General features: G+C 62.2%; 31 protein-coding genes. 15 read left to right on the plus strand and 16 right to left on the minus strand.

Annotated elements, in window-relative coordinates; translation table 11 throughout:
* Positions 1–15: 15 nt before the first annotated feature.
* From HNO86_RS11120 to HNO86_RS11140, 5 genes are all read left to right on the plus strand, one after another.
* Positions 16–696, plus strand: coding sequence for a response regulator (locus tag HNO86_RS11120; RefSeq protein WP_175377036.1), 681 nt, complete (start codon positions 16–18; stop codon positions 694–696).
* Positions 693–2,018, plus strand: a complete 1,326-nt coding sequence (locus tag HNO86_RS11125; protein WP_175377037.1) for an ATP-binding protein — start codon at positions 693–695, stop codon at positions 2,016–2,018. The genes HNO86_RS11120 and HNO86_RS11125 overlap by 4 nt, the downstream gene beginning before the upstream one ends.
* Before the next feature lie 194 nt (positions 2,019–2,212).
* The gene (locus HNO86_RS11130; RefSeq protein ID WP_175377038.1) at positions 2,213–2,698 is read left to right on the plus strand and encodes a GNAT family N-acetyltransferase; all 486 of its coding nucleotides are present in this window, start codon (positions 2,213–2,215) and stop codon (positions 2,696–2,698) included.
* A 138-nt stretch (positions 2,699–2,836) separates the two neighbouring features.
* Positions 2,837–4,234: an aspartate aminotransferase family protein gene (locus tag HNO86_RS11135; RefSeq protein WP_175377039.1), complete on the plus strand. Its 1,398-nt coding sequence runs from the start codon at positions 2,837–2,839 to the stop codon at positions 4,232–4,234.
* 81 nt (positions 4,235–4,315) lie between these two features.
* A complete protein-coding gene (locus tag HNO86_RS11140) occupies positions 4,316–4,543 on the plus strand; it encodes an MbtH family protein (protein ID WP_175377040.1) in 228 nt (75 codons plus the stop codon).
* A 169-nt stretch (positions 4,544–4,712) separates the two neighbouring features.
* Here the strand turns inward: HNO86_RS11140 and HNO86_RS11145 are convergent, their stop codons facing one another.
* The 9 genes from HNO86_RS11145 to HNO86_RS11185 form a co-directional block, all read right to left on the minus strand.
* The gene (locus tag HNO86_RS11145) at positions 4,713–5,612 is read right to left on the minus strand and encodes a metal ABC transporter solute-binding protein, Zn/Mn family (RefSeq protein WP_175377041.1); all 900 of its coding nucleotides are present in this window, start codon (positions 5,610–5,612) and stop codon (positions 4,713–4,715) included.
* On the minus strand, positions 5,613–6,512 hold the full coding sequence (locus HNO86_RS11150) for a metal ABC transporter permease (protein WP_175377042.1): 900 nt from the start codon (positions 6,510–6,512) through the stop codon (positions 5,613–5,615).
* Complete coding sequence (locus tag HNO86_RS11155; RefSeq protein WP_256672609.1) at positions 6,512–7,357, minus strand: metal ABC transporter ATP-binding protein; 846 nt, start codon at positions 7,355–7,357, stop codon at positions 6,512–6,514. The genes HNO86_RS11150 and HNO86_RS11155 overlap by 1 nt, the downstream gene beginning before the upstream one ends.
* The gene (locus HNO86_RS11160) at positions 7,354–8,280 is read right to left on the minus strand and encodes a metal ABC transporter substrate-binding protein (RefSeq protein ID WP_175377043.1); all 927 of its coding nucleotides are present in this window, start codon (positions 8,278–8,280) and stop codon (positions 7,354–7,356) included. Before HNO86_RS11160 ends, HNO86_RS11155 begins: the two co-directional genes overlap by 4 nt.
* A gap of 35 nt (positions 8,281–8,315) precedes the next feature.
* A complete protein-coding gene (locus HNO86_RS11165) occupies positions 8,316–8,888 on the minus strand; it encodes a DUF6162 family protein (protein ID WP_175377044.1) in 573 nt (190 codons plus the stop codon).
* The gene (locus HNO86_RS11170) at positions 8,885–9,214 is read right to left on the minus strand and encodes a hypothetical protein (protein WP_175377045.1); all 330 of its coding nucleotides are present in this window, start codon (positions 9,212–9,214) and stop codon (positions 8,885–8,887) included. Before HNO86_RS11170 ends, HNO86_RS11165 begins: the two co-directional genes overlap by 4 nt.
* Positions 9,211–9,753, minus strand: a complete 543-nt coding sequence (locus tag HNO86_RS11175) for a thiamine pyrophosphate-binding protein (protein ID WP_175377046.1) — start codon at positions 9,751–9,753, stop codon at positions 9,211–9,213. Before HNO86_RS11175 ends, HNO86_RS11170 begins: the two co-directional genes overlap by 4 nt.
* On the minus strand, positions 9,750–10,934 hold the full coding sequence (locus tag HNO86_RS11180; protein WP_175377047.1) for a PepSY domain-containing protein: 1,185 nt from the start codon (positions 10,932–10,934) through the stop codon (positions 9,750–9,752). The genes HNO86_RS11175 and HNO86_RS11180 overlap by 4 nt, the downstream gene beginning before the upstream one ends.
* A 301-nt stretch (positions 10,935–11,235) precedes the next feature.
* Positions 11,236–11,694, minus strand: coding sequence for a VOC family protein (locus tag HNO86_RS11185; RefSeq protein WP_175377048.1), 459 nt, complete (start codon positions 11,692–11,694; stop codon positions 11,236–11,238).
* 312 nt (positions 11,695–12,006) lie between these two features.
* Here HNO86_RS11185 and HNO86_RS11190 point away from each other — a divergent pair, with 312 nt between their 5' ends.
* From HNO86_RS11190 to HNO86_RS11200, 3 genes are all read left to right on the plus strand, one after another.
* Positions 12,007–13,230 (plus strand): SfnB family sulfur acquisition oxidoreductase, encoded by a 1,224-nt coding sequence (locus tag HNO86_RS11190; protein ID WP_175377049.1) that lies wholly within the window; start codon positions 12,007–12,009, stop codon positions 13,228–13,230.
* A 2-nt stretch (positions 13,231–13,232) separates the two neighbouring features.
* Positions 13,233–13,898 carry a methionine ABC transporter permease gene (locus HNO86_RS11195; protein ID WP_175377050.1) on the plus strand — a complete coding sequence of 222 codons (666 nt, stop codon included), beginning with the start codon at positions 13,233–13,235 and terminating at the stop codon, positions 13,896–13,898.
* Between the two features lie 67 nt (positions 13,899–13,965).
* On the plus strand, positions 13,966–14,736 hold the full coding sequence (locus HNO86_RS11200) for a MetQ/NlpA family ABC transporter substrate-binding protein (protein WP_175377051.1): 771 nt from the start codon (positions 13,966–13,968) through the stop codon (positions 14,734–14,736).
* Between the two features lie 99 nt (positions 14,737–14,835).
* Here the strand turns inward: HNO86_RS11200 and soxR are convergent, their stop codons facing one another.
* The gene (gene soxR / locus HNO86_RS11205) at positions 14,836–15,303 is read right to left on the minus strand and encodes a redox-sensitive transcriptional activator SoxR (protein ID WP_175377052.1); all 468 of its coding nucleotides are present in this window, start codon (positions 15,301–15,303) and stop codon (positions 14,836–14,838) included.
* Positions 15,304–15,398: 95 nt separating this feature from the next.
* On the opposite strand from soxR, the gene HNO86_RS11210 reads away from it, so the two are divergent.
* Entirely contained in the window at positions 15,399–15,764 is a 366-nt protein-coding gene (locus HNO86_RS11210) for an antibiotic biosynthesis monooxygenase (protein WP_175377053.1), read from the plus strand.
* Here the strand turns inward: HNO86_RS11210 and HNO86_RS11215 are convergent.
* The gene (locus tag HNO86_RS11215) at positions 15,761–16,864 is read right to left on the minus strand and encodes a sigma-54-dependent Fis family transcriptional regulator (protein ID WP_175377054.1); all 1,104 of its coding nucleotides are present in this window, start codon (positions 16,862–16,864) and stop codon (positions 15,761–15,763) included. The genes HNO86_RS11210 and HNO86_RS11215 overlap by 4 nt on opposite strands.
* A 238-nt stretch (positions 16,865–17,102) precedes the next feature.
* On the opposite strand from HNO86_RS11215, the gene HNO86_RS11220 reads away from it, so the two are divergent.
* The 4 genes from HNO86_RS11220 (at position 17,103) to HNO86_RS11235 (ending at position 21,321) form a co-directional block, all read left to right on the plus strand.
* Complete coding sequence (locus HNO86_RS11220) at positions 17,103–17,372, plus strand: hypothetical protein (protein WP_175377055.1); 270 nt, start codon at positions 17,103–17,105, stop codon at positions 17,370–17,372.
* Positions 17,373–17,473: 101 nt separating this feature from the next.
* Positions 17,474–18,088: a LysE family translocator gene (locus tag HNO86_RS11225; RefSeq protein WP_175377056.1), complete on the plus strand. Its 615-nt coding sequence runs from the start codon at positions 17,474–17,476 to the stop codon at positions 18,086–18,088.
* A gap of 204 nt (positions 18,089–18,292) precedes the next feature.
* Positions 18,293–19,450, plus strand: coding sequence for an aminotransferase class V-fold PLP-dependent enzyme (locus tag HNO86_RS11230; RefSeq protein WP_175377057.1), 1,158 nt, complete (start codon positions 18,293–18,295; stop codon positions 19,448–19,450).
* A gap of 62 nt (positions 19,451–19,512) precedes the next feature.
* The gene (locus HNO86_RS11235; protein WP_175377058.1) at positions 19,513–21,321 is read left to right on the plus strand and encodes an aminopeptidase P family protein; all 1,809 of its coding nucleotides are present in this window, start codon (positions 19,513–19,515) and stop codon (positions 21,319–21,321) included.
* Here the strand turns inward: HNO86_RS11235 and HNO86_RS11240 are convergent.
* Positions 21,314–22,222 (minus strand): LysR family transcriptional regulator, encoded by a 909-nt coding sequence (locus HNO86_RS11240; protein WP_175377059.1) that lies wholly within the window; start codon positions 22,220–22,222, stop codon positions 21,314–21,316. The two genes, HNO86_RS11235 and HNO86_RS11240, sit on opposite strands and share 8 nt — an antisense overlap.
* Before the next feature lie 104 nt (positions 22,223–22,326).
* Here HNO86_RS11240 and HNO86_RS11245 point away from each other — a divergent pair, with 104 nt between their 5' ends.
* The gene (locus HNO86_RS11245) at positions 22,327–23,325 is read left to right on the plus strand and encodes a zinc-dependent alcohol dehydrogenase family protein (protein ID WP_175377060.1); all 999 of its coding nucleotides are present in this window, start codon (positions 22,327–22,329) and stop codon (positions 23,323–23,325) included.
* Here HNO86_RS11245 and HNO86_RS11250 read toward each other — a convergent pair.
* Both HNO86_RS11250 and HNO86_RS11255 read right to left on the minus strand, forming a co-directional pair.
* Positions 23,322–23,912 (minus strand): 2-hydroxychromene-2-carboxylate isomerase, encoded by a 591-nt coding sequence (locus HNO86_RS11250; protein WP_175377061.1) that lies wholly within the window; start codon positions 23,910–23,912, stop codon positions 23,322–23,324. The genes HNO86_RS11245 and HNO86_RS11250 overlap by 4 nt on opposite strands.
* A gap of 50 nt (positions 23,913–23,962) precedes the next feature.
* Positions 23,963–24,691, minus strand: a complete 729-nt coding sequence (locus tag HNO86_RS11255; protein ID WP_175377062.1) for an SDR family oxidoreductase — start codon at positions 24,689–24,691, stop codon at positions 23,963–23,965.
* A gap of 92 nt (positions 24,692–24,783) precedes the next feature.
* On the opposite strand from HNO86_RS11255, the gene HNO86_RS11260 reads away from it, so the two are divergent.
* Entirely contained in the window at positions 24,784–25,344 is a 561-nt protein-coding gene (locus tag HNO86_RS11260; RefSeq protein WP_175377063.1) for a TetR/AcrR family transcriptional regulator, read from the plus strand.
* 10 nt (positions 25,345–25,354) lie between these two features.
* Here the strand turns inward: HNO86_RS11260 and HNO86_RS11265 are convergent, their stop codons facing one another.
* On the minus strand, positions 25,355–25,636 hold the full coding sequence (locus HNO86_RS11265; protein WP_175377064.1) for a hypothetical protein: 282 nt from the start codon (positions 25,634–25,636) through the stop codon (positions 25,355–25,357).
* Positions 25,637–25,803: 167 nt separating this feature from the next.
* Positions 25,804–26,691, minus strand: coding sequence for a threonine/homoserine exporter RhtA (rhtA, locus tag HNO86_RS11270; protein ID WP_175377065.1), 888 nt, complete (start codon positions 26,689–26,691; stop codon positions 25,804–25,806).
* Positions 26,692–26,878 lie beyond the last annotated feature (187 nt).

Here is a 26,878-nt window from a genome sequence, read left to right on the forward strand (position 1 = left end):
TACACGAGGCTCCCCATGCACGTACTGGTTTGCGAAGACGACGAGTTGATCGCCAGCGGCATCGTCGCCGGCCTGACCGCCCAGGGCCTGACCGTGGAACACGTGGCCACGGCGTCCGCGGCCCGGGCAATGCTCAAGGTAGCGGAATTCGACGTGATGGTACTCGACCTCGGCCTGCCCGATGAAGACGGCCTGAAGTTGCTTCAACAGCTGCGCAACAACGGCCTGGAACTGCCGGTGCTGATCCTCACGGCCCGGGACTCGGTGACCGACCGCGTCGACGGCCTGCAGGCCGGTGCCGACGATTACCTGCTCAAACCCTTCGACCTGCGCGAATTGGCCGCACGCCTGCACACCCTTTTGCGACGGGTGGCGGGGCGCAGCGTCAACCTGATCGAGCACGGCGCCCTGACCTACGACCCGAGCAGCCGCGAAACCACCCTCGGCGGACAGCCGGTCGACCTTTCCCGTCGCGAACAATCGTTGCTGCAGGCCCTGTTGCATAACCGCGGCCGCGTACTGTCCAGCGAACAGCTCAAGGACAGCGTCTACGGCTTCAACGACGAACTGGAGAGCAACGCCCTCAACGTTCACATCCATCACCTGCGGCGCAAACTCGGCAACGGCATTGTCGAGACCGTGCGCGGCCTGGGTTATCGCCTGGGCCCGGCTGATGGCGGAGATCAAACCAAGTGATGAGCCTGCGTTTGCGCCTGAGCCTGGTGCTCGGGGGCGCGTTTGCGCTGATCTGGGCACTGGCCGCGGCCTGGATGCTCAGCGATTTGCGCAACCAGATGATGTTTTCCCTCGACCAGCGCCTGGTGGCGTCGGCGCGGATGGTCGCCGGGTTGATGGAGCAACTGCCGCCGTTGCCGAGCAAGGGCGAGGGCACCCATTTCAGTGCCGAACAACTGAACATTCCCGGCGGCATGGCCTGTCAGGTCAGCTCGTTGCGCGGCGAGATCCTCGCCCGCAGTCACAGCGATCCGGAGCAGCCCCTGGAAGCCGAAAAGATGGGTTTCCACGATCAGATGATCGATGGTGCGCCGTGGCGCAGTTTTACCCTGGCGCGGGGCGATCTGCGGATTACCACCGCTGACCGGCAGATCGAGCGCGAGGCGCTGAACATGTCGATCCTGCTGGCGGCATCGGTGCCGGTGGGCGTGGCGTTGCTCGGCTGCCTGTGCCTGCTGTGGCTGGGCATCGGCCAGGGGCTGGCGCCGCTCAACCGTATGCGCGATGCCTTGATGCGTCGCAGCGCCGATTCGCTTGAGCCGTTGCAGGTCCAGCCGTTGCCCAGCGAACTGCAACCCTTGCTCGAAACCCAGAACCAGCTGTTCCAGCGCATCGGCAAAACCATCGAGCGTGAACGCCGCCTGACCGGGGATGCCGCCCACGAATTGCGCAGCCCGCTGACCGCGATCAAGACCCACCTGCAAGTGGCGCGCATGACCGACGGCGCCGCCCGCGACCAGTCCCTGGCCCGGGCCGAAGAGGGCGCCGACCGCCTGCACCGCACGCTGGAGCAATTGCTGTTGCTGGCACGGGTCGAGGGCAGCCTGTCGTTCGACGACGGCGTGCAATGCAGCGCCGAACAGGTGGCGAAACTGGCGATCCAGGACACTGCCGGCGGCGATCGTCAGCGTATCCGCTTCAACGTCCCGGCCAGGCTCTCCCACGCCCCGGTGCAAATGCCGTCGGTGCTGTCGATTGCCGCGCTGCGCAACCTGCTGGACAACGCCCTGCGCCATACGCCGGGTGATGGGCCGGTGGAACTGAGCCTGCAAACCACCGGCAATCGCGTGCAGTTTGTGGTGCGCGACCACGGGCCGGGGATCGCGGCCGATGATCTGCAGCATTTGACCCAGCGGTTCTGGCGCAATGGCCAGAGCACCGGTTGCGGGCTGGGCCTGGCGATCGTTCAGGCGATTGTTCAGCGCTGCGGCTGCACCCTGCATTTCGACAGCCGGCCGGATGGATTGCGGGTGGAGCTGACCATGCCGCTGCAACCGGCCTGACAGCTATCCTCTGTAGGCGCTGCCGAAGGCTGCGATCTTTTGATCTTGCTTTTAAAAGGCAAAATCAAAAGATCGCAGCCTTCGGCAGCTTCACGGGGATTGTGTTGCACATCAAATGTAACCTCTACACATTGGCCGCCCGCCCACCCCGTGACTATCGTTCCCCACACTCAACGGATTGAGGGAACAACGCCATGGATGACCCGATTCAAACCTGCAAGGCCACGGCCGCCGATGTCGGCATCATCAGCCGTATCATCGACCGCTCCATCCGCGTCGGTTGCGCCCGCGACCACCGCAACCAACCACAGACCCTCGCGGTCTGGACCCGCAACACCTCCCTCGAACACATCCAGCACTGGCTCGCCGATCCGCGCCTGTACCTCAATATCGCCCTGTTGCAGGACAAGCCGGTCGGCGTCGCCATGGCCTCGGTCTGCGGCAAGGTGGCGTTCTGTTACGTGCAACCGGAATGGTTTCGTCGCGGCGTCGGGCAGGCGCTGCTGGCGGATCTTGAAGCCTGGTTGCGCGATCAGGGCCAGCAACGGGTGCGCCTGCACTGTACCCGCTCCAGCGAAGCCTTTTATCGCAATCTGGGTTACCGCTCCTGTGCCCGGGCTTTCATGGTCGCGGGGCTCAAGGCCATCCCCATGCACAAGGACCTGACCTCGCCTGCATAGAAAGCCGACCGGGGGTCTAAATCCTCGATGGGCTGGTGCGTTTCCAGAACAGGAAAATCGGCCGGTGCGCCCTCCCTGGCGCGCACTCGGCCGATGCGCAGTTTTGGTCACTATCCACAGCGTATTGAGGTTCGAGAGATGTCAGTCGCCACCAGCCTTGCCGAAGATCGGGTCGCCCCGACCGAAACGCTTTACCAGTTCAATGAATCGCCGTTGCTGACCCGCCAGAACCAGCAGGAATCCAACGCCCGCAGCTATCCGCGACGCATTCCCCTGGCGCTCAAGCGGGCCAAGGGCATTCATGTCGAAGATGTCGAAGGCCGTCGTTTCATCGATTGCCTGGCCGGTGCCGGTACGCTGGCTTTGGGACATAACCATCCGGTGGTGATCGAAGCCATCCAGCAGGTGCTGGCCGATGAACTGCCGCTGCACACCCTGGACCTGACCACACCGGTGAAAGACCAGTTCGTGCAGGATCTGTTCGGCCTGTTGCCACCGGCATTGGCGGCGCAGGCGAAGATCCAGTTCTGTGGCCCTACCGGCACCGACGCCGTGGAAGCCGCCTTGAAACTGGTGCGCACCGCCACTGGTCGCAGCACGGTGCTGTCGTTCCAGGGCGGTTACCACGGCATGAGCCAGGGCGCGTTGAGCCTGATGGGCAGCCTGGGGCCGAAGAAACCGCTGGGTGCCTTGCTGAGCAATGGCGTGCAGTTCATGCCATACCCTTACGACTACCGCTGCCCGTTCGGTCTCGGTGGCGAGCAAGGAGTGAAGGCCAACCTGAACTACCTGGAAAACCTGCTCAACGATCCCGAGGCCGGCGTGCAATTGCCGGCGGCGGTGATCGTCGAAGTGGTGCAGGGCGAGGGCGGGGTGATTCCGGCCGATCTGGCCTGGTTGCGCGGATTGCGGCGGATTACCGAGAAGGCCGGCGTGGCCTTGATCGTCGATGAAATCCAGAGTGGTTTCGCCCGCACCGGCAAGATGTTCGCCTTCGAGCACGCCGGGATCGTCCCGGATGTGGTGGTGATGTCCAAGGCCATCGGCGGCAGTTTGCCGCTGGCGGTGGTGGTCTATCGCGACTGGCTCGACACCTGGCTGCCGGGCGCCCACGCCGGCACTTTCCGTGGCAACCAGATGGCCATGGCCGCCGGTTCCGCGGTGATGCGCTACCTCACCGAACACAACGTCTGCGAACACGCCGCCGCCATGGGCGAACGCCTGGGCGGGCATTTGCGCACCCTGCAGCGGGACTTCCCGCAATTGGGTGACATTCGTGGGCGCGGGTTGATGATCGGCGTTGAACTGGTGGATCCGACCGGCGCACTGGATGCCCAGGGGCATCCGCCGGTGTTTGCGCGCCTGGCGCCGCTGGTCCAGCGCGAATGCCTCAAGCGCGGCTTGATCCTCGAGCTGGGCGGTCGTCAGGGCGGCGTGGTGCGCTTCCTGCCGCCGCTGGTGATCACCGCCGCGCAGATCGACGAAGTGGCCGGGATTTTTGGCCGGGCGTTGGCTGCGGCGACTGCCAGTCTCTAAATATTTGCCAGCCTGGAACGTTCCTTCTACATACCGGCTGCACGCTACGTGCGGCCCACCCAACAGCGATGGAGAAACAGCATGACGTCAGTATTCGACCGCGAGGACATCCTCTTTCAGGTCGTGGTCAACCACGAAGAGCAATACTCGATCTGGCCCGACTACAAAGCCGTGCCACAAGGCTGGCGCACCGTGGGCAAGAGCGGCCTGAAGAAGGAATGCCTGGCCTGGATCGAAGAAACCTGGACCGACATGCGCCCCCTGAGCCTGCGCCAGAAGATGGATGAGCAGGCCGCCGTGACACATTGATCGTCCGGCCATGAAAAAACCGCTGAACCGGTAACGGTCAGCGGTTTTTTTGTATCCATCCCCTGTAGGAGCGAGGCTTGCCCGCGAAGGCAGTGTGTCAGTCGACATTGAAGTTGGATGTGCCGGCCTCTTCGCGGGCAAGCCTCGCTCCTACAGGTAGCTAACCGATCTAGGTGCTACTCAGGCCCTTGATGACGCCATCAATATTCCCTTCCAACTCCGCCACCGGATCTTCGGCATCGGTGCTCAACACCACCAACCGACTCCCGCCTTCGCTGATCGCCGCCTTCACCGCCTCTGAAGGCTGACGATGATGCAGCACCAGCGCCACGTCGTTGTCCTTGAGCGTCGCACTCAAGGCCTTCAACGCTTGCGGTGTCCATTCGGCATCCGCGCGCGCATCCAGGCCGATCAGTTCCAGATTGAGGCTGCCAATCAGATAACCGAAGTGATCGCTCAGGCTCATCACACTCAGGTTGTCCGCCGCGGCCAGGCGCGCTTCGCTGTCGGCGCTGAGTTGCAACAGGCGCTGTTTCAGTGCCGCCAGGTTGGCCTCGATCGCAGGCTTGGCCGTCGGCGCCAGGCGCACCAGATCGGCGGCCATCACGTCCGCCATGCGCCCCATGTTGTTGCTCGCCAGCCACGGCTGACTGTTCAGGCCGTCGACCTTGTTGCCCGGCTGCACCGCGATCCCCGGCAGGGCGCCGTCCACCGGGCGGGCGGCGTCGACTTCGACGATGCGGATATTGCTGCGCCGCGCCATCGGGTACAGCGGATCGTCCGGCCACAGCGAGCGCAGACCGATCACCGCATCGGCATTGGTTGAAAGTTTGGCCAGTGCCGGCGCGCCACGACCGGTGAAGTAGGCGCTCTGGCGGCTGCCGGGCAGGTTGGCGGGCGCGGCGCGTTCGAGGCTGACGTCGGTGCCCTTGAGCAGCACCTCGCCCAGGCCATAGGTCACCGGCAACGAAGCGAGCACCCGCAGCGGTTTTGCAGTGTCGGCGAAGGCGTTTGCGGTCAGCCCGCACAGGGCGACCGCCAAGGTCAGTTGTCGCAGAGAAAAAGCCATTTATCCAAGGTTCCCTTTGAGGCTGGGCACGATGCCGCGCGCGATGGCGGCCAGGGCGAAGGCGATACCGGCCATCAGGATGATCGCGGCACCGGACGGAATCGGCAGGTCGAAGACGATGGGCGCGAGAATCCCGCACAGGGTGCTCACCGTGGCGATCAGCACCGAGCACCAGAAAAAGCCTTTCAGCGACTGGCTGAGCAAGCGCGCCGCCGCGGCCGGAATCACCAGCAGCGCACCCACCAGAATCGCGCCGATGACTTTCACGGCGGCCACGGTGATCAGGGTCACCAGAATCACGAACAGGTAATCCAGTGCCTTGACCGCCACCCCGCGCACCGCCGCCAGTTGCGGGTTGAAGCTGGCGAGCATGATGCGGTTGTACAGCGGCAGAGCCAGGGCCATCACCAGCGAGCCGACGATGGCCAGCACCAGCAGATCATTGCCGTTGACCGTCAGCACCGAGCCGAACAGTACGTTCTCCAGAATGTGCACGTTGATCTTGCCCGCCAGGATAAGCAGCAGGCTCGCCCCCAGCGCCAGGGACACCGAGAGGAACACCCCGATCAAGGTGTCCGGCGCCAGGCCGGTGCGGTTGCGCAAATAATTGAGCAGGATGCCGAACAGCAGGCAGTAGCCGAACAGGCTGCCGTAGGGGCCGGTGTAGGGCTCACCGAGCAGGATTCCGATGGCCACGCCGGTCAACGCCGCGTGGCCCACCGCTTCGGAGAAAAACGCGAAACGCTTGACCACCACCAGCGTTCCCAGGCCTCCCAGCACCGGGCCGATCAGCAGCCCGGCGAGCAAGGCGTTGACCACAAATCCGTAGGCCAGCGCCTCGGGCAGGTAACCCGACGAGGCCCAGCCCTGAATCATCAATCGAAAGGCTTCGTAACTCATCAGGCAAGGCTCCGTGGCTGGGTCGAAAACAGGCTCAGCAGACGTTCGGGCGTCAGCGCCTGTTGCGGGGTGGCGTCGAACAGCACCCGACGGTTGAGGCCAGTCACGTGGTCTGCCAGACGCTTGACCGCTTCCAGATCATGCTCGATCCACAGCACGGTGATGCCGGCGGCGCGCCAGTCGCCGAGCAGGCGTTCGAACACCTGGATACCGGCCTCATCGAGCGCCGACATCGGCTCATCCAGCACCAGCAGCTGCGGCGCCGGAATTAATCCCTGCGCCAGCAACACCCGTTGGCGCTCGCCACCGGACAGCGCGCCCATGCGCCGCTTGCGCTTGTCCTGCATGCCAACCCGCTCCAGCGCCTCGCCAATCGCCCCGGCGTAATGCTTGCTCAGACCGAGGAAGGCCGGGCGCCGCTGGCACATGGCGGCCATGAAATCGTCGACGGTCATTGGCAGGCCACGATCGAATTCCAAAGCCTGGGGCACGTAACCGATGGTCCCTGGCTCGCCGGGCCATTGCAGGCTCAGGCGGCCCTGATGCGGCATCTGCCCGAGCAGGGTCTTGATCAGCGAACTCTTGCCGCCACCGTTGGGGCCGACCAGCGCATGCACGCTGCCTGGGCGAACCTGAAAGTTGACCTTGTCGAGAATCGTCGTGCGGCCAAGGGTCAGGCAGACGTCAGCAAAATCCAGCGTCGGCCCCACGCCCTGTAGGAGCGAGCTTGCTCGCGATGGCGGTGTCTCATCCAACGATGAAGGTGTCTGATCCGACGCATTCGCGAGCAAGCCCGCTCCCACAGGGGCGGTGGATTCATCGGGCAGGGTTTCTTTTACGGTCATGCGCCTGACTCCTGAATCGCCCGGACCACGGTGTTGAGGTTGCCGGTCATTTCCTTTTCATACTTGTCGGCGGTGTATTCGCCGTAGGAAATGTGCGACAGCGGATACAGCTTCACCCCGGATTCACGCTGGATGGTGTCGACGTAGGTGGAGGGGAAATCCATCTCCGAAAAGATCACCTTCACGTCCAGTTCGCGCAGTTGGTCGATGGTCTTTTTCAGCTGGCTCGGGCTCGGTTCGATGCCGTGGGCCGGCTCGACGACGGCGGTGACTTCCAGGCCGAATTCGCGCAGCAGGTAGTCGTAGGCGGCGTGCACCGTGGCCACCCGCAGTTCGGCGTTGGGCGCTTGGGTCAGTTTGGCCAGGGCGTCGGCGCGCATCTTGCGCAGACGTTTGCCGTAAGCCCGGGCGTTGTCGGTGTAGGTCTTGGCGTTGGCCGGATCGAGCTTGCCCAGCTCCCGGGCGATATTGTTGACCTGGGCAATCGAGGCGCTGATCGAAAGGAAGGTGTGCGGGTTGACCACCTTGCCGGCACCGCGCGCGGCAATGCCGGTGGCGGCCAGCAGCGGTACGTTTTCGTTGGCTTCGATCACCTTGATGTCCGGGGTTTCGCTGGCGGCGATCATGCGGTCGGCGAAGTCGTCGTGACCCACACCGTTGAGCACGATCACGTCCAGCCCGCTGATGCGCTTGATGTCCTCGGCCCGTGGCTCGTAGGCGTGGGGGTTGAAGCCGGCGGGAATCAGCGGCACCACTTCGGCCTTGTCGCCGACGATGTTGGCGACGTAGCTGTAGTAAGGGTGCAGGGTGATGCCGATGCGCAGGCGCTTGGCCTCGTCGGCGCTGGCCAGGGGTGTCAGCAGGCAGGCCATCAGGCCGATCAGTGCCAGACGCAGAACAGAGCGTAGCGATGAAATGGGCATGGGAAAGCGGTCTTCTCTGGAGTGAAGGCGAAGGTTCAGTGCCGGTGCTGGCGGGTCACGCCGGCATCGAATTGCGCGACGATCTGCTGCCAGCCGGCGCTTTCCAGCGCAGCGTCGGCCAGATCGGCCGGGGCCTTGATGGCGGCGGCGCGGTTGAGCCAGATGTCAGGGGCAGTGCCGTCGGCGCTCAGGCGCATCAGGAACGAGCCTGCGACGGCGGGTGTCTGGCTCTGTCCGAAATACGCGCCTACATCGAGCAACTGCCAGACATGGCCTCCGCGACTGACGGAGCTGGCGTCTTGGGCGAATGGTGCGAAACCTTCATCGGCCAGGGCATCGGTTGTCGGCAGGGTTTGCTGTTCCTGGCGCAACAGCCGAATCTCGTCGAGCGTCACCCGCAGGTCGGCGTAGATGCCTTGCTCGGCGGCGCTCAGGTCGCGGCGGGCATCCAGTTGATGGTTGCTGATGGCGGGGGCGTCCTGCGATTCGTGGCGCCAGGCGACCACGGAGCCTGCAACCGCGAGGATCAACAGGCACAACAGCAATACATTGAGGGTTTCGTGGCCGGCGCCGGCCGGGCGCACGACTTGAGTGGTTGGGTTGCTCATGGGCTTTCGATATCCGCCTGGTCGATTTCGACGACGTGGCCGGGGCCGGCGTCGAACAGCACATAGAACTCGGCGCCGGGTTTCTTGAAGGTCAGGGTCGAGTCGGCGCCGAGCTTGCCCGGCAGCAGGATGGTTTCGTCATAACCGATCACGTCGAGGGTCACCCCCGGCGCGCCGCTGCCGTCGGAGAAACCGCCGGTGCACTTGATCTGCTCGGCGTCGATGGCCTTGCATTCGCACATCGGGTTGTGGGCCAGGGCGCTGGTGCTGAAACCGGCGCAAAGCACCAGCAAAGCGGCGCTCAAAGGATGAGTCAGCTTGATCATGGTTTGCTCCCTTGGGTGGACAGCCAGGCGAGGGTGGCGGGGGAGGCCTGGCTCAACGGAATGGATGCCTGATGCATGGAGCCGTCCCAGCCTTCCATGGTTATCCACAGCTCGGCGTCGGCGCGGGTCTTTTCCGGGACCGGCAACATTGCGCCCATGCGGTACGGCGTGCCAAAGAAAATCACCCCGGCGGCGCGCAGGCTGCGGGGTTTGCCAATACGCAGGTAGGTGGCCTTGACCTGCTCGCGGCAGCTGTCGCACAGCGCAGCATTGAAGCTTTTCATGTAGCCGGCCGGGCCATCGAGCAGCGGCGCTTCGTTGCGCAGCTCGGCCAGGCGCACGCTCCAGGGGCCGACCTGCAGCTCGCCGATTTCCCGCTCGCCCAGGCCCGTATCACCCCGGAACAGCGCGGCGTCGGCGAAGTACTTGGGCATGAAACCCAGGGGCACCAGCAACAGCAGGACGTTGATGTGGAAACGCCATTTGTGCCAGAGGCGGCTCAGGGTTGAAGGCGGTTTTTGCGCAGCGACCTGATTCATGGGCTGACCTGCGTGGCGATGACCGTCTCGTTGCGCGGCCGTTTGGTGCTGCGCTTCAAGGCATTGGCGGTGGCAAGCGCCGTACGCTTGGTCCAGATCAGCAGGCCGCTGAGGACCATCATGCTCAGCAGCAGACCGAAGAAGAACCAGATCAGCTTGATCCAGATCCCGCCGAAATCACCGGTGTGCAGCGGGCGCATGGACTCGGTGACGAACTCCAGCTTCGAGCGGTCCGAGAGCAGGCGGGTGGCGGCAATTTCACCGGTGTAGGGGTTGATGTCGGCGGTCTGGTACATCAGCGGGTACCAGCTGCGACCGCCCACCGACAGGTAGCTGTAGGCGTTGGCCGGCAGGCTGACGAAACTCTCGTCCAGGCCGGGAATACGCTGGCGGGCCTGCTCGATCGCTGCGTCCAGGCTGATCATCGGCGCCGGCGAGCCGTCGGTGGTCAGCGGCACGCTTTCCCGCGGGACCACGGCGGCCACCGGGGCGGTGGAGATGGAGATCTGGTTATCGAACAGGAAGGCCTGGATCAGGAACCAGGTGCTGGTGACGGAAATCACCGCGATGAACCAGATCGACCAGATGCCGCACAGGCGGTGGAAATCCCCCCAGAAAATCCGCATGCCATGGCGGATGCGCAGGGTCGGTCGCAGGAAGCCTTTCCAGAAACGCTTGTAGACCACCAGCCCCGTTACCAGCGAGGCCAGCAAGGGCAGGCTGAGGAACGACACCAGATACCAGCCCCAGCTGTAGCCGTTGGTGAACGGCACCAGCCACCAGCCGTGCAGGGCGCGGGTGAAGGCCTTGAAGTTGAACTGCGGGGCGGGGCCCTGGATTTCGCCGGTGTAGGGATTGACGTACACCGTCTGCGAGCGGCCGTCGGGGTAGCTGACGTCCACGTCCAGGGCGAAATGCGATTCATCCGGGCGATTGATGCCTTCGACGAGGGTATTCGGCTCGGCTTTTTTGATCGCGGCGACGATCTGGTCGTAGCTAAGGCGCGGCGCGTCGTCCGAAGGCTGGCTGGCGCGCATCTGCGGGTTAGCCAGCCAGACGATCTCCTGACTGACCACGGCCAGGGTGCCGGTCACGCAGACGATCAGCACGAAAAACCAGATGGGCAAGGCCAGCCAGCTATGGACCAGGAACCAGAGTTTGGAGCGGGATTTCTTCGACATGATTTGCAGGTCTTATATCGATGAAAAGGCCTCTGCTACGGGCTTCGCAGCGATGAGGTCCGGAACGGTCCGGTCGTGGCTTTTGCCTACGCGAACGGACTGCATCTATATAGGACGGATGAGCGAGTGAAATCCCGAAGGGGGAAATGAAAGAAAATGTTTCGTATTTAGGTTCAGGCGCGAAAGATGAGGGTGCCTTTGAGGCCGCCTTCGCGGGCAAGCCTCGCTCCTACAGGGTCTTGTGTCGTTCACAAATAACCTGTGGGCTTGCTCGCGAAGAGGCCGGTTCAGACAGCAGAGATCAACCCTGCTGAAACATCTCCCTGGCCCGCTGCTCAATCTGCTCCTGGGTCAGATCTTCCTTGCGGGTCGCCAGAAACCACAAATGACCATAGGGATCTTTCAAGGTCCCCGAACGGTCGCCATAGAACTGATCCTTGACCTCCGACACCACGATGCCGCCAGCGGCAATCGCCTGTTGGTACGACTTGTCCACATCGTTCACATACAGATGCAGGCCCACCGACGGCGATTGGTCGGGATTGCTCAGCGGCCCCTGATCGCACGGCGAGCCGAGCATGATCGGGCAGTCGCCGATGCGCAGCTCGGCATGACCGATGCCGCCGTCGGGCATGGACAGGCGCATGACTTCAACGGCGCCGAAGGCTTTCTTGTAGAACTCGATGGCCTCGGCGGCTTTTTTAATGCCCAGGTACGGGGTGATGCTGTGATAACCCTCTGGAATCGGTTTGACGCTCATGACGGTTCTCCTTTTTCTTGTGAGTAAACGATCGGGTCCAGCCGAACGGTTAAATTGCAGGAGCTGCCGAAGGCTGCGATCTTTTGATTTTGATCCTCAACATGCGTCGAGTTCCTGAAAGATCGCAGCCTTCGGCAGCTCCTGCACAGAGCGTGGTGGTGTTCGACCATCAACAGTGAAGCAGCAGATTGTCCCGGCTTCGTCAGTCCCCAAGCTTGCAAAAACCGCTGAAACCCCCGAATCCACAGCCCCGCCCACTCAGGCACAGAAGCTGCAATACCCCTCGATAAACACCGTTATCGAGAGCCCCACATGCCTGCCTTGCCCCCTTCTGCCGTTTATCCGATCAACCTGCCCACCGCCCATCGCATCGCCGACGAAGCCGAAGCGTTGCGCGTCGCACAACAGGTCGCCGCGGTCCTGCTGGAACAGGACGCCGAACGCGATCGCACCCGCCAGGTGCCCGCCGAGATCGTCGACCTCTATTCCAACAGCGGCCTGTGGGGCATCACCGTGCCCAGGGAATTCGGCGGTGCGCAGGTTTCCTATGCGGTGCTGGCGCAGGTGATCGCGATCATCTCCGCGGCCGATCCGTCTTTGGGGCAGATTCCGCAAAATCACTATTGCCTGCTGGAAGACATCCGCCTGCAAGGCACGCCGGAGCAGCAGGCGCATTTCTTCGCCCTGGCGCTGCAAGGTCATCGCTTTGCCAATGCCCTGTCGGAAACCGGCGGCAAGAATGTGCAGGACATTCAGGCGACCATCCGCCGCTACGGCGACGGTTATGTGATCAACGGCCGCAAGGGCTACTGCACCGGCTCGCTTTACGCCCACTGGCTGGCGGTGCTGGCGCTGGATGAAGAGCAAAAGGGCCAGTTGGCTTTCGTTGAGCGCGGCACACGGGGACTGGCGGTCGTCGACGACTGGGACAGCATCGGCCAGCGCACCACCTCCAGCGGCAGGGTGCTGGCCGAGGATCTGCACGTCCCGGCGTTCAACCTGTTCCCGACTTACCGTTCCTATGAAAACCCGACCCTGGCCGGGCCGTTCGCCCAATTGACCACCGCCGCCATTGATGCCGGCATCGCTCGCGCCGCCCTGCGCGACACCGTCGCCTTCGTCCGGCAGTTCGCCCGACCGTGGATCGATGCGGGTGTGGACAAAGCCAGCGAAGATCCGCTGACCATCATCCAGGTCGGCGGCCTGGAGATTCGCCTGGAAGCCGCCGAAGCCTTGCTGGAACGGGCCGGTCGTGCGCTGGACGCGGCCCGCCCTGCACCGGATGAAGACAGTGTTGCCACAGCCTCCCTGGCCGTGGCGAAGGCCAAGGTGCTGACCACCGAAATCGCCATCGAAGCCAGCAACAAGCTGTTCGAACTCGGCGGCACCCGCTCGACCCTGAAGAAGCACAACTTCGACCGTCACTGGCGCAACGCCCGGGTGCATACCCTGCACGACCCGGTGCGCTGGAAATACCACGTGGTCGGCAATTGGCTGCTCAACGGCGTCAAACCGCCACGCCACGATTGGTCGTGATCATGGCCGAACTGTTCAAAAACATTTATTGGGCCGACATCGGCCAAGCCTGCCTCGACACCCTGAGCATGCTCGGCGCCGCCCTCGGTGTCACCGTGCTGCTGGGGCTGCCGTTGGGGGTTCTGTTGTTTCTCACCGGCAAGCGCCAGTTGCATGAGGCCGTCGGGGTGTACCGGGTGCTGTCGGTGATCGTGAACATGCTGCGTTCGCTGCCGTTCATCATTCTGTTGATCGTGCTGATTCCCCTGACCACCGTGCTGGTGGGCACCTCGCTCGGGGTGCCGGGGACCATTCCGCCGCTGGTGGTGGGCTGCACGCCGTTCTTCGCGCGGCTGGTGGAAACCGCGTTGCGCGAAGTCGATCGCGGCGTGGTGGAAGCGACGCAGGCGATGGGCGCCAGTACCTGGCAAATCATTCATTACACCTTGTTGCCCGAAGCCCGGGGAGGGCTGCTGGCGGCGATCACGGTGACTGCGATCGTGCTGGTGGATTACACGGCGATGGCCGGTGTGATCGGCGGTGGCGGCCTGGGCGACCTGGCGATCCGCTACGGCTACCAACGTTTCCAGACCGACGTGATGGTGGTCACCGTGGTGTTGCTGCTGGTGCTGGTCCAGGCCCTGCAAATGAGCGGCGACCGACTGGTGGCGCGATATAGCCGGCGATAGGCAATCGATTCAAAAAACCAAAAATCCGGCCCTGTGACGGCCAAATAAATCTGCCCAGGAGTAAAGCATGAAAAAGACTCTGGCCATTCTGGCCGCCCTGATTTCGTTGAGCGTTCACGCCAACGAAAAACTCACCGTTGGCGCCACCCCGGTGCCCCACGCGCAGATTCTCGAATTCGTCAAACCGACCCTGGCCAAGGAAGGCGTGGACCTGGACATCAAGGTCTTCACCGATTTCATCCAGCCCAACCAGCAACTGGCGATGAAGAACCTCGACGCCAACTATTACCAGTACCGGCCGTTCCTCGACGACTACAACAAGACCCGGCACACCGATCTGGTGCCGGTGGTCGGCGTGCATATCGAGCCGTTCGGCGCCTACTCGACCAGGATCAAGAACATTGCCGAGTTGAAGGACGGCGCCACCGTGTCGATCCCCAACGACCCGGTGAACACCGGCCGCGCTTTGGTGCTGCTGCACGAAGCCGGACTGATCAAGCTCAAGGACCCGAGCAACACCCTGGCCACCCAACGGGACATCGCCGAGAACCCCAAACACCTGAAGATTCGTGAACTGGAAGGCGCGCTGCTGGCCCGTTCGGTGAGTCAGGTCGACCTGGCCTTCGTCTTCGCCAACTACGCGCTGGAGGCCGGAATCGACACCAACAGTGCGTTGATCGTCGAGAAGGGCAAGAGCCTGTACGTGGAATTCCTGGTGGCGCGGCCGGACAACATCAATGATCCGGGCTTGCAGAAACTGGCCAAGGCGTTGAATTCCGATGATGTGCGGCAGTTCATTCTGACCCGCTACAAGGGGCAGATTGCGCCGGGGTTCTGAATGTTCGTTGACCGAGATAATGCCTTCGCGGGCAAGCCTCGCTCCTACAGGTGTTCACAAATCCTGTTGGAGCGAGGCTTGCCCGCGAAGGCCACACCACTATTTCCGATCTACCCCCGACTCCAACAACTGCGCCCCAGGCCCTTGCTCCCCCAGCACATCCCCGGAATTGCGCAATGGGCACGCCTCCATCGACAGGCACCCGCAGCCAATGCAGCCATTGAGCTTGTCGCGCAGCAGGGTCAATTGCCGGATGCGTTCATCCAGATCCCGACTCCACTGCTCCGACAACAGCTTCCAGTCCGCCGCCGTCGGCGCGCGGTTGTCGGGCAGGTTCTTGAGCGCCTCGCCAATCTCCGCCAGGGGCACCCCCAGGCGTTGGGCCACCTTGATCAGCGCCACCCGCCGCAACACCCCCCGTGGATATCGCCGCTGATTGCCCTGATTGCGGTTGCTTTTGATCAAACCCTTGGATTCATAGAAATGCAGCGCCGTGACCGCCACGCCGCTGCGCGCCGCCAGTTGGCCGACGGTGAGTTCCTTGTGCACTTGCTCCGGGCTGATCATTTGAAAAAAGCTCCTTGACCTCTAGTTAACTAGAGGTTTTAACCTGCACGCCTTCGGATCGCAAGATCCGTCCTACAGCTAGCGGGGGAGTGTTCATGCAAGCGCCGGAGAAAAATCGCAGTTTCACCCAGTTGATCGAATTCGAAATCGAGCCCCATCAGCAACTGGCACTGGTGACGGCGCTGTCGCAGCAGACCGAGCGCCTGGCCCAGCACTGCAGGGGTTTCCTTAGTGCCAGCATCCAGGCCAGCGACGATGGCCGGCGGGTGCTCAATTATCTGCAATGGCAAACCCGCGAAGCCGGGGAAGCCGCGTTCCAGGGCTTTGAAAGCGGCGAACAGGATTTCTGGCAACTGATCCGCGCCCATCAGGCGAAGACCGTGACCTTCGGATCATTCCAGGTGCTGCACAGCCTGGAACTCAGCCAGGACCGGGCGTTGCACTGCAATCTGGTGCACTAGATCGACAGCTGCATCAAACGCTCGCCCTGAAGGTTTTCCGTGGGTCGGCGTTTGTTCACCGCCAGTTCGCCGATCTTGATCAGGCGCGTGCGGGTCACGTTGCGGCTCAACCCCAGCAGCGCGGCGGTGTGCACCTGGTTGTAGTGGCTGAAGCGGTAGGCCGCCCGCAGCAGGGCGTCGTCGACTTTCTCGTGCAAGGCGCCGGCCTGTTCTTCGAAGAGCTTCTGGAAGGCCCGGTCCAGCAGTGCTTCGGCGCTGTCGTCGAGCGGCGGGTGAGCATCGTCCTGCCGTTCGATACGCAGGTTCGACAGTCGCAGGTCATCGCGCTCGATCACGCCGTTGCGGCAAATCAGCAGGGTGTGGTGAATCACGTTTTCCAGTTCGCGAATGTTGCCCGGCCAGCTGTAGCTGCGCAGCTTCAGCTCGGCTTGCTTGCTCAGGGTGATCGCACCGTATCCCAGGCGCTGGCTGTAGACGTCGATGAAATGGCGAGTCAGCGGCAGGATATCCCCCGGGCGATCGCGCAACGGGCTGAGATCCAGGCTGACCACGTCGAGCCGGTAGTACAGGTCTTCGCGGAAATGTCCGGCGTTGATGGCTTTTTCCAGCTGCACATTGGTCGCCGCCAGCACCCGCACATTGATGGGAATGCTCTTGCGCGAACCCAGGCGCACCACTTCCCGTTCCTGCAACACCCGCAGCAACTTGACCTGGATGGCCATCGGCAAGTCGCCGATTTCATCGAGGAACAGGGTGCCGCCGTCCGCCTCTTCAAACCAGCCGGCCTTGGCGCTCAGGGCGCCGGTGAACGCGCCTTTTTCATGGCCGAACAATTCAGCCTCCACCAGGGATTCGGAAAACGCGCCGCAATTGACTGCCACGAACGGGCGATTGCGCCGGGCGCTGAGGTTGTGGATATGTCGGGCGACCAGCTCCTTGCCGGTGCCGGTTTCGCCAATGATCAGCACGCTGGCTTCACTGGGCGCGATTTGTTGCAGGTGTGCCAGCAGGGCCTGGGATTTCGGGTCTTCGAACACCTGCGCGGTGGCGCGGATCGAAGTGGCCAGTGCGGGCGAGGGCGGTAGGGTCAGCAGTTGCATGGAGGCATGCTCCTTGTAAGGCAGGCTATGAATCCGGTGGGTCATGAGCCGATTTATAAAGTCTTGATGTTATTCCGCAAAATAATATTAAAAAATATTTATATAACGTTAAGGGATATGTCATTCGGGCATTAGAAAAACTTGATAGCGACTATCGAGAGTGATGATTTCTGCTCATCCGGAGGCGCGGGTAGCCTGTGTTCATTGCCCAGAACCCAGATCGCCAGGACGCCAAGACATGAAAACCCTGATCACCACTTTCCTGCTGCTGAGCCTTTCCGTTCTCGCCGGATGTGCCAGCCACGTTTCCCCGGAACTGCGTCCCTACACCGCTGAGGAAACCCGCGAACTGGCGCTGGAAGCCTTGAATCGCCGGGGTTTGTCCTTCGATGAATACCATGCGAAAAAAGCCGAGTTGCTCGGTCAGCCACAGAAAACCTTCGGTTTCGACAAGCAGGGCGAGATGAACGCCGAGCGAGCTGTACAGCTGCACGGTCGCGCAAGCTGATCAGCAACTGTACTGCTCGAACTTTCGCGTAACTGTCCATGGGTTTCCCCAAGGGTGTGCGATAGGGTCAATACCTGACCGACCCTGACGGACTGCCACCCATGACGCTCTCACTCGATCTGCTGCTGGGCTTCGCCCTGTTTGCCCTTGTCACCTCGATCACACCCGGTCCGAACAACACCCTGTTGCTGGCATCCGGCGTGAACTTCGGCTTTAACCGCACCATCCCTCATATGCTCGGCATTTCCTGCGGCTTCTTCGCGCTGGTCGTGGCGGTCGGTTTCGGACTGGGCGCAGTGTTCCAGACTTACCCGGTGCTCTACACCCTGCTGCGTTACGTCGGGGCTGCTTATCTGCTGTACCTGGCCTGGAAGATCGCTCATTCCGGACCGGTGTCCGACAGTCAGCAGAGTGAAGGCAAACCCATCAGTTACCTGGGTGCCGCCGCCTTTCAATGGGTCAACCCCAAGGCCTGGGTCATGGCCATTGGCGCCATCAGCACTTACACGCCGATGCAGGGCTACTTCACCAACGTCATCGTGATTGCCGCGGTCTTCGCCCTGATCAACCTGCCGAGCGTCGGGCTCTGGGCCGCCTGCGGCACGCTGTTGCGCAATGTATTGAAGGATCGCCGCTGGTTGCGCGTGTTCAACTGGGGCATGGCGGCGCTGCTGGTGGCGTCGCTGTATCCGATCCTGCACGAGAGCTTTAGCTGACTCGCCGCTTCTTCCGGTTGCCCGATGCCTGTAAGCTGGCTTTTCAGGAGCGTACCTACGCACTTTTAATGAAGTTGGACTTCTTAAACGGCATCCGATCAGGTATTGGTAGCGTTCTGAATCCGCAACGCAGCTCACAAGGCTGCGTTTTGGCGTTTGCAGTCACGAGCCTCCTGACCCCGGAACACGCTCTGCGAGTCATATATGAATAAACGTCCGTTGTATTTCGACTACGCCGCCACCACGCCGGTGGATGAGCGAGTCATCAAGGTCATGATCGAGTGTCTGGGCTTCAACGGCAATTTCGGCAATCCGGCCTCCAGCTCCCACGCATTCGGCCAGCAGGCCCGGCAGTCGGTCGAGCTGGCGCGGCGGCAAGTCGCCGAACTGGTGGGCGCTACGCCCGAGCAGATCGTCTGGACCAGCGGCGCCACCGAATCCAACAACCTCGCCCTCAAGGGTGTCGCCCAGGCCCGCGGCGCAGCCGACGGCCACATCATCACCAGCCAGATCGAACACAAGGCCATCCTCGATACCGCCCGGCAATTGCAGCAAGCCGGTGTTGCGGTGACCTATCTGGTCCCGGACGCCGATGGCCTGATCACCCCGCAAGCGGTCAGCGAGGCGATGCGCGAGGACACCTTCCTGGTGTCGCTGATGCTGGTCAACAACGAACTGGGTACGGTCAACGACATTCCGGCCATCGGCCAGGTGGTGCGTGAGCGGCAGGCGCTGTTCCATGTCGACGCGGCCCAGGGTGCCGGCAAGGTGGCGATCGATCTGGCCGAATGGCCGGTGGACCTGATGTCCTTCTCCGCGCACAAACTCTACGGCCCCAAGGGTATCGGCGCGCTGTATGTCGGCCCGCGGGCGCAGCAGCGCGTGCTGGCGCAGATCCACGGCGGAGGCCACGAAGGCGGCTTGCGCTCCGGCACCCTGGCGACCCATCAGATTGTGGCCATGGGCGAGGCGTTCGCCCTGGCATCGGCGGCATTCGCTGAAGAAAAGACGCGGATCGTCGTGCTGCGCGAGCGTCTGCTCGACCAATTGCTCGGCATGCCGGGCGTGCGTTTGAATGGCAGCCCCGAGCAACGCATCCCCCACACCCTGAGCCTGACGTTCAGCGAAGGCGAATTCAATTCGACAGCTTTGCTGGCTTCGATCGCGTTCTCCGCGACCTCGGCCTGCAATTCGGCGAGCAATACGCCTTCCCACGTGTTGCTGGCTTTGGGGCATGACGCCCGCTCGGCCGGTCGCACCATCCGCCTCAGCCTGGGACGGTTCACCACCGAGCAGGACATCGACCAGGCGGCACAACTGATTAAAGCGGCCTGCGCCAGTGCTCCGGCATTCTGGCAGTAGGCCATAAAGGCCGACGTTGATCGGCTTTAAACAACAATGATGAGTGGTTAGCAGGAGTTACGATGAGTACGCAGTCTTCGATCAATGGATCGGTGCCCCAGCGCCTGGCGCAAACCCGTGAGCTGATGAGCCGGGAGGGCATTCACGCGCTTCTGGTGCCGTCGGCCGACCCGCACCTGTCCGAATACCTGCCGGGCTACTGGCAAGGGCGCCAGTGGTTGTCGGGCTTCCATGGCTCGGTCGGCACGCTGATCGTGACCCCTGATTTCGCCGGTGTCTGGGCCGACAGCCGTTACTGGGAGCAGGCGACCAAGGAACTCAAGGGCAGCGGCATCGAGCTGGTCAAGCTGCAGCCGGGTCAACCGAGCCCGCTGGACTGGCTGGCCGAGCAGACCCCCGAAGGCGGCGTGGTCGCGGTCGATGGTGCGGTGATGGCCGTGGCTTCGGCGCGTACCCTGGGCAGCAAGCTGGAGGAGCGCGGCGCGCGTCTGCGTACCGACATCGACCTGCTGAGCGAAGTCTGGAGCGATCGCCCGACGCTGCCGAACGCGCCGCTCTATCAGCACAAGGCGCCGCAGGCCACCGTCAGCCGTGGCGAAAAGCTCGCCAAGTTGCGCGAAACCCTGCAGACAAAGGGGGCCGACTGGCACTTCATTGCCACCCTCGACGACATCGCCTGGCTGTTCAACCTGCGCGGTGGCGACGTGTCGTTCAACCCGGTGTTCGTGTCCTTCGCCTTGATCAGCCAGCAGCAGGCCACCCTGTTCGTGGCGCTGAGCAAGGTCGATGCCGAGCTGCGTGCGGCTCTGGAAAAGGACGGCGTGACACTGCGTGATTACAGCGAAGTGGCCGCGGCACTGGCTGCGGTGCCAGGTGGAGCCAGTCTGCTGGTCGATCCGGCCCGTGTGACGGCTGGCCTGCTGGGCAACCTCGATAGCGGCGTGAAACTGGTCGAGGGCCTGAACCCGACCACCCTGGCCAAGTCGCAGAAGAGCCTGGCTGATGCCGAGCACATTCGTCAGGCCATGGAGCAGGACGGCGCGGCACTCTGTGAGTTCTTCACCTGGCTCGACTCGGCGATGGGCAATGAGCGCATCACCGAGCTGACCATCGACGAAAAACTCACCGCCGCACGCGAGCGTCGCCCGGATTACGTGTCGCTGAGCTTCAACACCATCGCCGCGTACAACGCCAACGGCGCCATGCCGCACTACCACGCCACCGAGGAAGAACACGCGGTGATCGAGGGTGACGGCCTGTTGCTGATCGACTCCGGCGGCCAGTACCTGGGCGGCACCACTGACATCACGCGGATGGTGGCGGTGGGTACGCCGACCGAAGAGCAGAAGCGCGATTGCACTCGCGTGCTCAAGGGCGTGATTGCCCTGTCCCGTGCGCGGTTCCCCAAAGGCATCCTGTCGCCGCTGCTCGACGCCATCGCCCGTGCGCCGATCTGGGCAGAGAACGTCGACTATGGTCACGGCACCGGTCACGGCGTTGGCTACTTCCTCAACGTTCACGAAGGTCCGCAAGTGATCGCCTATCAGGCCGCGCCCGCACCGCAAACCGCGATGCAGCCGGGCATGATCACCTCCATCGAGCCGGGCACCTACCGTCCGGGCCGTTGGGGCGTGCGTATCGAGAACCTGGCGATGAACCGCGAGGCGGGCAGCAGCGAGTTCGGCGAGTTCCTGGAATTCGAAACCCTGACCCTGTGCCCGATCGACACCCGTTGCCTGATTCCGTCGCTGCTCAGCGAAGAGGAAAAGCAATGGTTCAACGCGTACCACGCCGAAGTGCGCGCGCGCTTGAGCCCGTTGCTCGACGGCGCGGCGCTGGAGTGGTTGAACACTCGCACCGCAGCTATTTGATCGCTTGCAGTTCAGGCGCTGACTCCAGCGCCTGGCTCATGTAATCGACAAAGGCCCTGACCCTGGCGGATTGGCGACGATTCGCCGGGGACACGGCATAGATCGGCAGGGATTGCGCAACGTAGTCCTGCAGGATCGCAATCACTCTTCCCGCCTTCAGGTCCTCGCTGAACAACCACACCGGCGACAGCGATATTCCCAAACCTCCCAGGACCATCTCGCGAATCGCTTCGGAGTTGTTGCTTTGTGCGTTGCCCTTGATCCGAACTTCGTGGCCTTCGTACGTCCATAGATTCTGGGTGCTGAGCAGGTTGAACAGCAGGCAGTTGTGCTGGCTGAGTTCTTCAGGGGTTTGCGGCTGGCCGTGTTGTTTCAGGTATTGCGGTGCCGCGACGGTAACCCGGTGGGTGGTGCCGACATGACGGGCAATCAGGCCGCTGTCGTTCAGCGCGCCGATGCGGAAGGTGACGTCCAGGCCTTCGCTGACCAGATCCTGATTCTGATCGCTCAGTTGCAGGTCGATCTGCACGTTTGGATTTTGCTTGAGGAATTGCGCCAGGCGCGGGGCAATCTGCAAGCGCCCGAAGCTGACGGATGAGCCGACTCGCAGCGGTCCGGCGATGGACTCCCGGCCGGACTGGAAACTGTGCTCGGCGGCGTCCACCGCGGCAAGGATCTGCCGGCATTCGCTGTAATAGCGCTGGCCTTCATCGGTGAGGGACAGCTTGCGGGTGCTGCGGGCGATCAGCTTTCCGCCGAGCTGCGTTTCCAGCGCACGCAGCACTTTGCTGATGGTCGGCTGGCTGGTCTGCAGTTCCCGGGCGACGGCGGAAAAGCTGCCGCGTTCGACCACGCGCACGAAAATGGCCATTGCGTTGAGTTTATCCACAGCGTCTCCCATTCATGCCAAAAGGGCATGTTCACTATAGCGATATGGCGTCTTATCGGCATGAAACGGTTGGCGGAAGATCAGTCCGACTTCTTCATCTGACAGGAAATATCGAAATGACTGACTCACTGCAAATGCGTGCGCTGATGGTGGACTCGGCCAATGCATCTTTCCGCCTGGCTTCCATCGATCGTCCGGTGCCCGGGGCAGGTCAGGTGCTGGTAAGGATCACGGCCAGTGGGGTGAACCCGCTGGACGGGAAGATCCGTGCGGGTCAGGCCGGCCATGCGCGTCAACCGTTGCCGGCGGTGTTGGGCATGGATCTGGCCGGTACCGTGGAAACCGTGGGCGCGGGCGTCAGTGGCTGGACCCCGGGGGATGAGGTCTACGCGATGGCTACGGGGATTGGTGGAGCCCAGGGTTCGCTGGCGGAGTACGCGGTGGTCGATGCGCGGTTGCTGGCTCGCAAGCCGAGCAATCTGAGCATGCGTGAAGCGGCGGGGTTGCCGCTGGTCTTGATTACCGCGTGGGAAGGGCTGGTCGATCGGGCGCGGGTGCGGGCCGGGCAAAAAGTGCTGGTTCACGGCGGGGCGGGTGGTGTCGGCCACGTCGCCGTGCAGATCGCTCGCGCTTTCGGTGCCGAGGTGTTCGCCACGGGCTCGGCTCGAAGCCGGGAGATCATAGAGAGTCTGGGAGCGACCTTTATCGACTATGGCAAATCGTCAGTCGAGGACTACGTGGCTGAACATACGGGCGGGGAGGGCTTCGATATCGTTTATGACACCGTGGGCGGCGAAACCCTGGATGCGTCTTTCAGGGCGACGCGGATTTATCACGGTCATGTGGTGAGTTGCCTGGGATGGGGGCAGCACAGCCTCGCGCCGCTGTCATTTCGCGGAGCGAGCTATTCCGGAGTCTTCACCTTGCTGCCGCTGTTGACCGGTGTGGGGCGTGAGCATCATGGGGAAATACTGGGGGAGGCGGCGCGTCTGATCGAGGCCGGCAAGCTCAAACCGATTGTCGACTCGCACCGGTTCACCCTGGAAAGCGCCGAAGCCGCCCATGAGCTGCTCAAGTCGGGAGCTGCACAAGGGCGGTTGGTCATCGAGATTTAACTCAGGGCCTGTTGAACGAACTCCAGGCGGTCCTGACCGAAGAACATCTCGTCATCGACAAACATGGTGGGGGCACCGAAAACGCCGCGTTGTACGGCTTTTTCGGTGTTGTCCTTGAGCGCGGCCTTGATCTCCTCATCGGCCGTCAGGGTCAATATTTCATGGGGGTCGAAACCGTTGCGGGTCAGCACGGCCGCCACGGTTGCCGGGTCATCCAGGCTTTGACCCTCAACCCACAGGGCCTTGAACAGGCAATCGATGAATGCGGCAAAACGCTCGGGATGGCGCAGCTGGATACCGGTGACGGCGCGCATCAGCATCAGGGTGTTGATCGGGAAGTGCGGGCTGTACTTCAGCGTCACGCCATAGCGCCTGGCATACCGGTCGAGGTCCTGAAACATGTAGCGACCCTTGGCCGGGATGGTCGCCGGGGAGGCGTTGCCGGTCGCTTTGAATACACCGCCGAGCAGAATCGGGATGAAGACCAGCTGACTGTCGGTTTGCTCGCAGATTTTCGGCAGCTGGGTGTACGCCAGGTAGGTCGCGGGGCTGCCCAGGTCGAAATAGAACTCCACTGTTTTGCTCATGGTCGATGCGCTCTGTTTATTGTTAGCTGTTTATTGTTGTAGAGGAGGGCTTACCAGCGTTCATTCCAGGGGCGCAGATCCAGTTCGAACGTCCAGGCGTCACGGGGCTGGTTGTGCAGGTACCAGTAGTTCTCGGCTATGTGTTCAGGGTTGAGAATGCCGTCCTGATCCTTGGTCGCGTATTTTTCGGGAAAGGATTCGCGGATGAAGTCGGTATCGATGGCTCCGTCGACGATGACGTGCGCAACGTGAATGTTCATCGGCCCCAATTCACGGGCCATGCTTTGCGCCAAGGCCCGGATGCCGTGTTTGGCGCCGGCGAACGCGGCGAAACCGGCAGCTCCCCGCATGCCGGCGGTTGCGCCGGTAAACAGGATCGTTCCACGTTGGCGCCGCGCCATGCGGATGGCCACTTCACGGGCATTGAGAAAACCCGAGAAGCAGGCCATTTCCCAGATCTTGAAATACTTGCGGGCGGTTTCTTCGAGGATACTGCAGGGCACGTTCGCGCCGATGTTGAAGACGAATGCTTCGATGGGCCCAAACTCGCTTTCAATCTGCTCGATCAGGGCGACGACCTCTTCTTCCTTGCGGGCATCGCAGGCAAACCCGTGCGCCTGGCCGCCACTGGCGCGGATGGTGTCGACCAGTGGCTGTAACTTGTCCGCGCTTCGACGGGTGACGCAGGCGACAAATCCTTCCCTCGCAAAGCGTTTGGCAATGGCGCCGCCGGTGGCATCACCAGCGCCGACGACCAGTACGACCTTCTTGTTATTCATGGGCAGATCCCTTTGGTAAACGATCGTTAACTAAACGAACGTTATGCTACGATCCGCGCAGCGTCAAGGTGGCCAATTCTGAGGGAAGGGCAATGCGATACTCGGTCAATCACAAGCTGGAAACCCGGGAAAAGCTGCTGCACAGCAGCGCTGTGTCCGCCAAGAAGTCCGGTTTTTCCACGGTGGGTGTCGACGGCTTGATGAAGGCGATCGGCTTGAGTGGTGGCGCGTTCTACAGCCATTTCTCGTCCAAGGACGAGTTGTTCGCTTCAATCGTCGAACGTGAATTGCGGCAGAGTCTGGAGCGATTGGGAGCTGATCGGGATCGCGCAAAGCTTGAGCGCTGCCTGAAGCGTTATCTCAGCATGTCCCATGTCGAGCATCCGGAAAGCGGCTGCGCCTTGCCCGCACTGGGCGCCGAGATCGCCCGCTCCGATGAGGCGATTCGTCAGCAGGCGGAGCACTGGATTTGTCAGTTGCAGGAAAGTTGGGCGCAGGTTCTGGAGAGCGACAGTCTGGCCTGGGCCGTCCTGTCGCAATGCATCGGAGCGTTGGTGGTGGCACGGATGCTTGCCACGCCAGAGCTTCAGCAACGGGTGCTGAAGTCCAGTTACGATGAGATCGGTCGCCAGATTGCAGATCCGAACGCCTGACGGCCTCACATCATTTGCAGATGACGATCATGCTGCGGCTGGTGTAGCCCGCCGGGTTGAGACCGAAGGGGTAATCTCCCGGCTCCTCCACCGCATCACCTGACTTGGCGATGACCTTGTATCCTTTGGGAGCGCACGAATTGGCGGCACTGCTGTAGCACTGGTCCCAGGAGGACGAGAGGCCCGAGCAGTTGATGTGTAGCCCTTTCTTGCCGTGTTTGATCTGGGTCTTCGTGGTCGCCGCACAGCCCGCAACTGCAAGTACGGCGATCAGTATCAAAATTCGTTTCATTGCTTTCCTTGGTGCATTCCGGATCTGACGCCCGGTCTCGCAGTAATCGCTTTTCGTATGAAGCGTTCTGATATCCCTATCCTGAAAAGTCCATGTCTGACACTGGGTTGCGGGCCTAAACATGGCCTAAATGAACGGTAAATACCAGCACCGCTTCACATCTTGCGTTAATCCGCCGCAATGGCGGGCTTCGCGGCACTGCCCATGGTCATGGTTGCGCCGACGGAAGCCAGGATGATGCACAGGATAGCCATCCACTGTGACAGCGAGAGGTATTCGTGAAGGAACAGCAAACCTGACAGCGCGCCAAAGGCTGGCTCGATGCTCATCAGGGTGCCGAAGGTTCTGGCCGGTATGCGGGTGAGGGCGACCATCTCCAGTGTATAAGGAAGGGCCGTGGACAGGACTGCGACACCGAGGGCGACCGGGAGCAGGGATGGCGTCAGCAGTGCGCTGCCGGCGTGGACAATGCCGATGGGAGCGACGAAGAGCGCGGCAATCATCACGCCCAGCGCGGCGGTCTGAACGCCATGATCGGCACCGGCTTTCTGACCGAAAAGAATGTACAACGCCCAGCAAACTCCTGCGCCCAGTGCGTATCCCGCGCCCAGTGGATCGATGGCTGCCGTTGTCGCGCCTGTCGGGATCAGTAGCAGCAGGCCGACAGCCGCCAGGGCAATCCATAGAAAGTCGATTGCCCTGCGGGATGCGTAGATGGCGACGGCCAGGGGGCCAGTGAACTCCAGGGCTACGGCGATACCCAGGGGGATTGTTTGCAGGGACATATAGAAGAGGAAGTTCATTCCCCCCAGTGCCATCCCGTAGACGATGACCGTGCGCAGTGACTTGGCGGTTAGCTTGGCTCGCCACGGTCGCAGTATCAGCAGCATGATCACGCTGGCAAAGATCAGGCGCAGGGTGGTTGTGCCCTGGGCGCCGATCACCGGGAACATGCTTTTGGCCAGGGAGGCACCGGACTGGATCGACGCCATGGCTATTAATAGCAGGCCTACCGAAAACAGGGTCGAGGCAAGGCTGCGAGGCTGATCATTCATTGAGAGGCATCGTCCAAAGTAGAGTGCTTGGTATATTAGTCTTGATTTTGTGCAATATACTGCGCAATCACTGCGGCGCGTCTATATATGGCGGCTAATTTGTGTTTGTTGATAGAAAGTTCAAATCAGTGCTTGACGGCAGATTTCAGATCTCTATAATTCGCCCCACTTCCGGCGCAGTCGAAAC

The organism is Pseudomonas sp. C1C7, from assembly GCF_013359595.1.
Lineage (GTDB): Bacteria > Pseudomonadota > Gammaproteobacteria > Pseudomonadales > Pseudomonadaceae > Aquipseudomonas.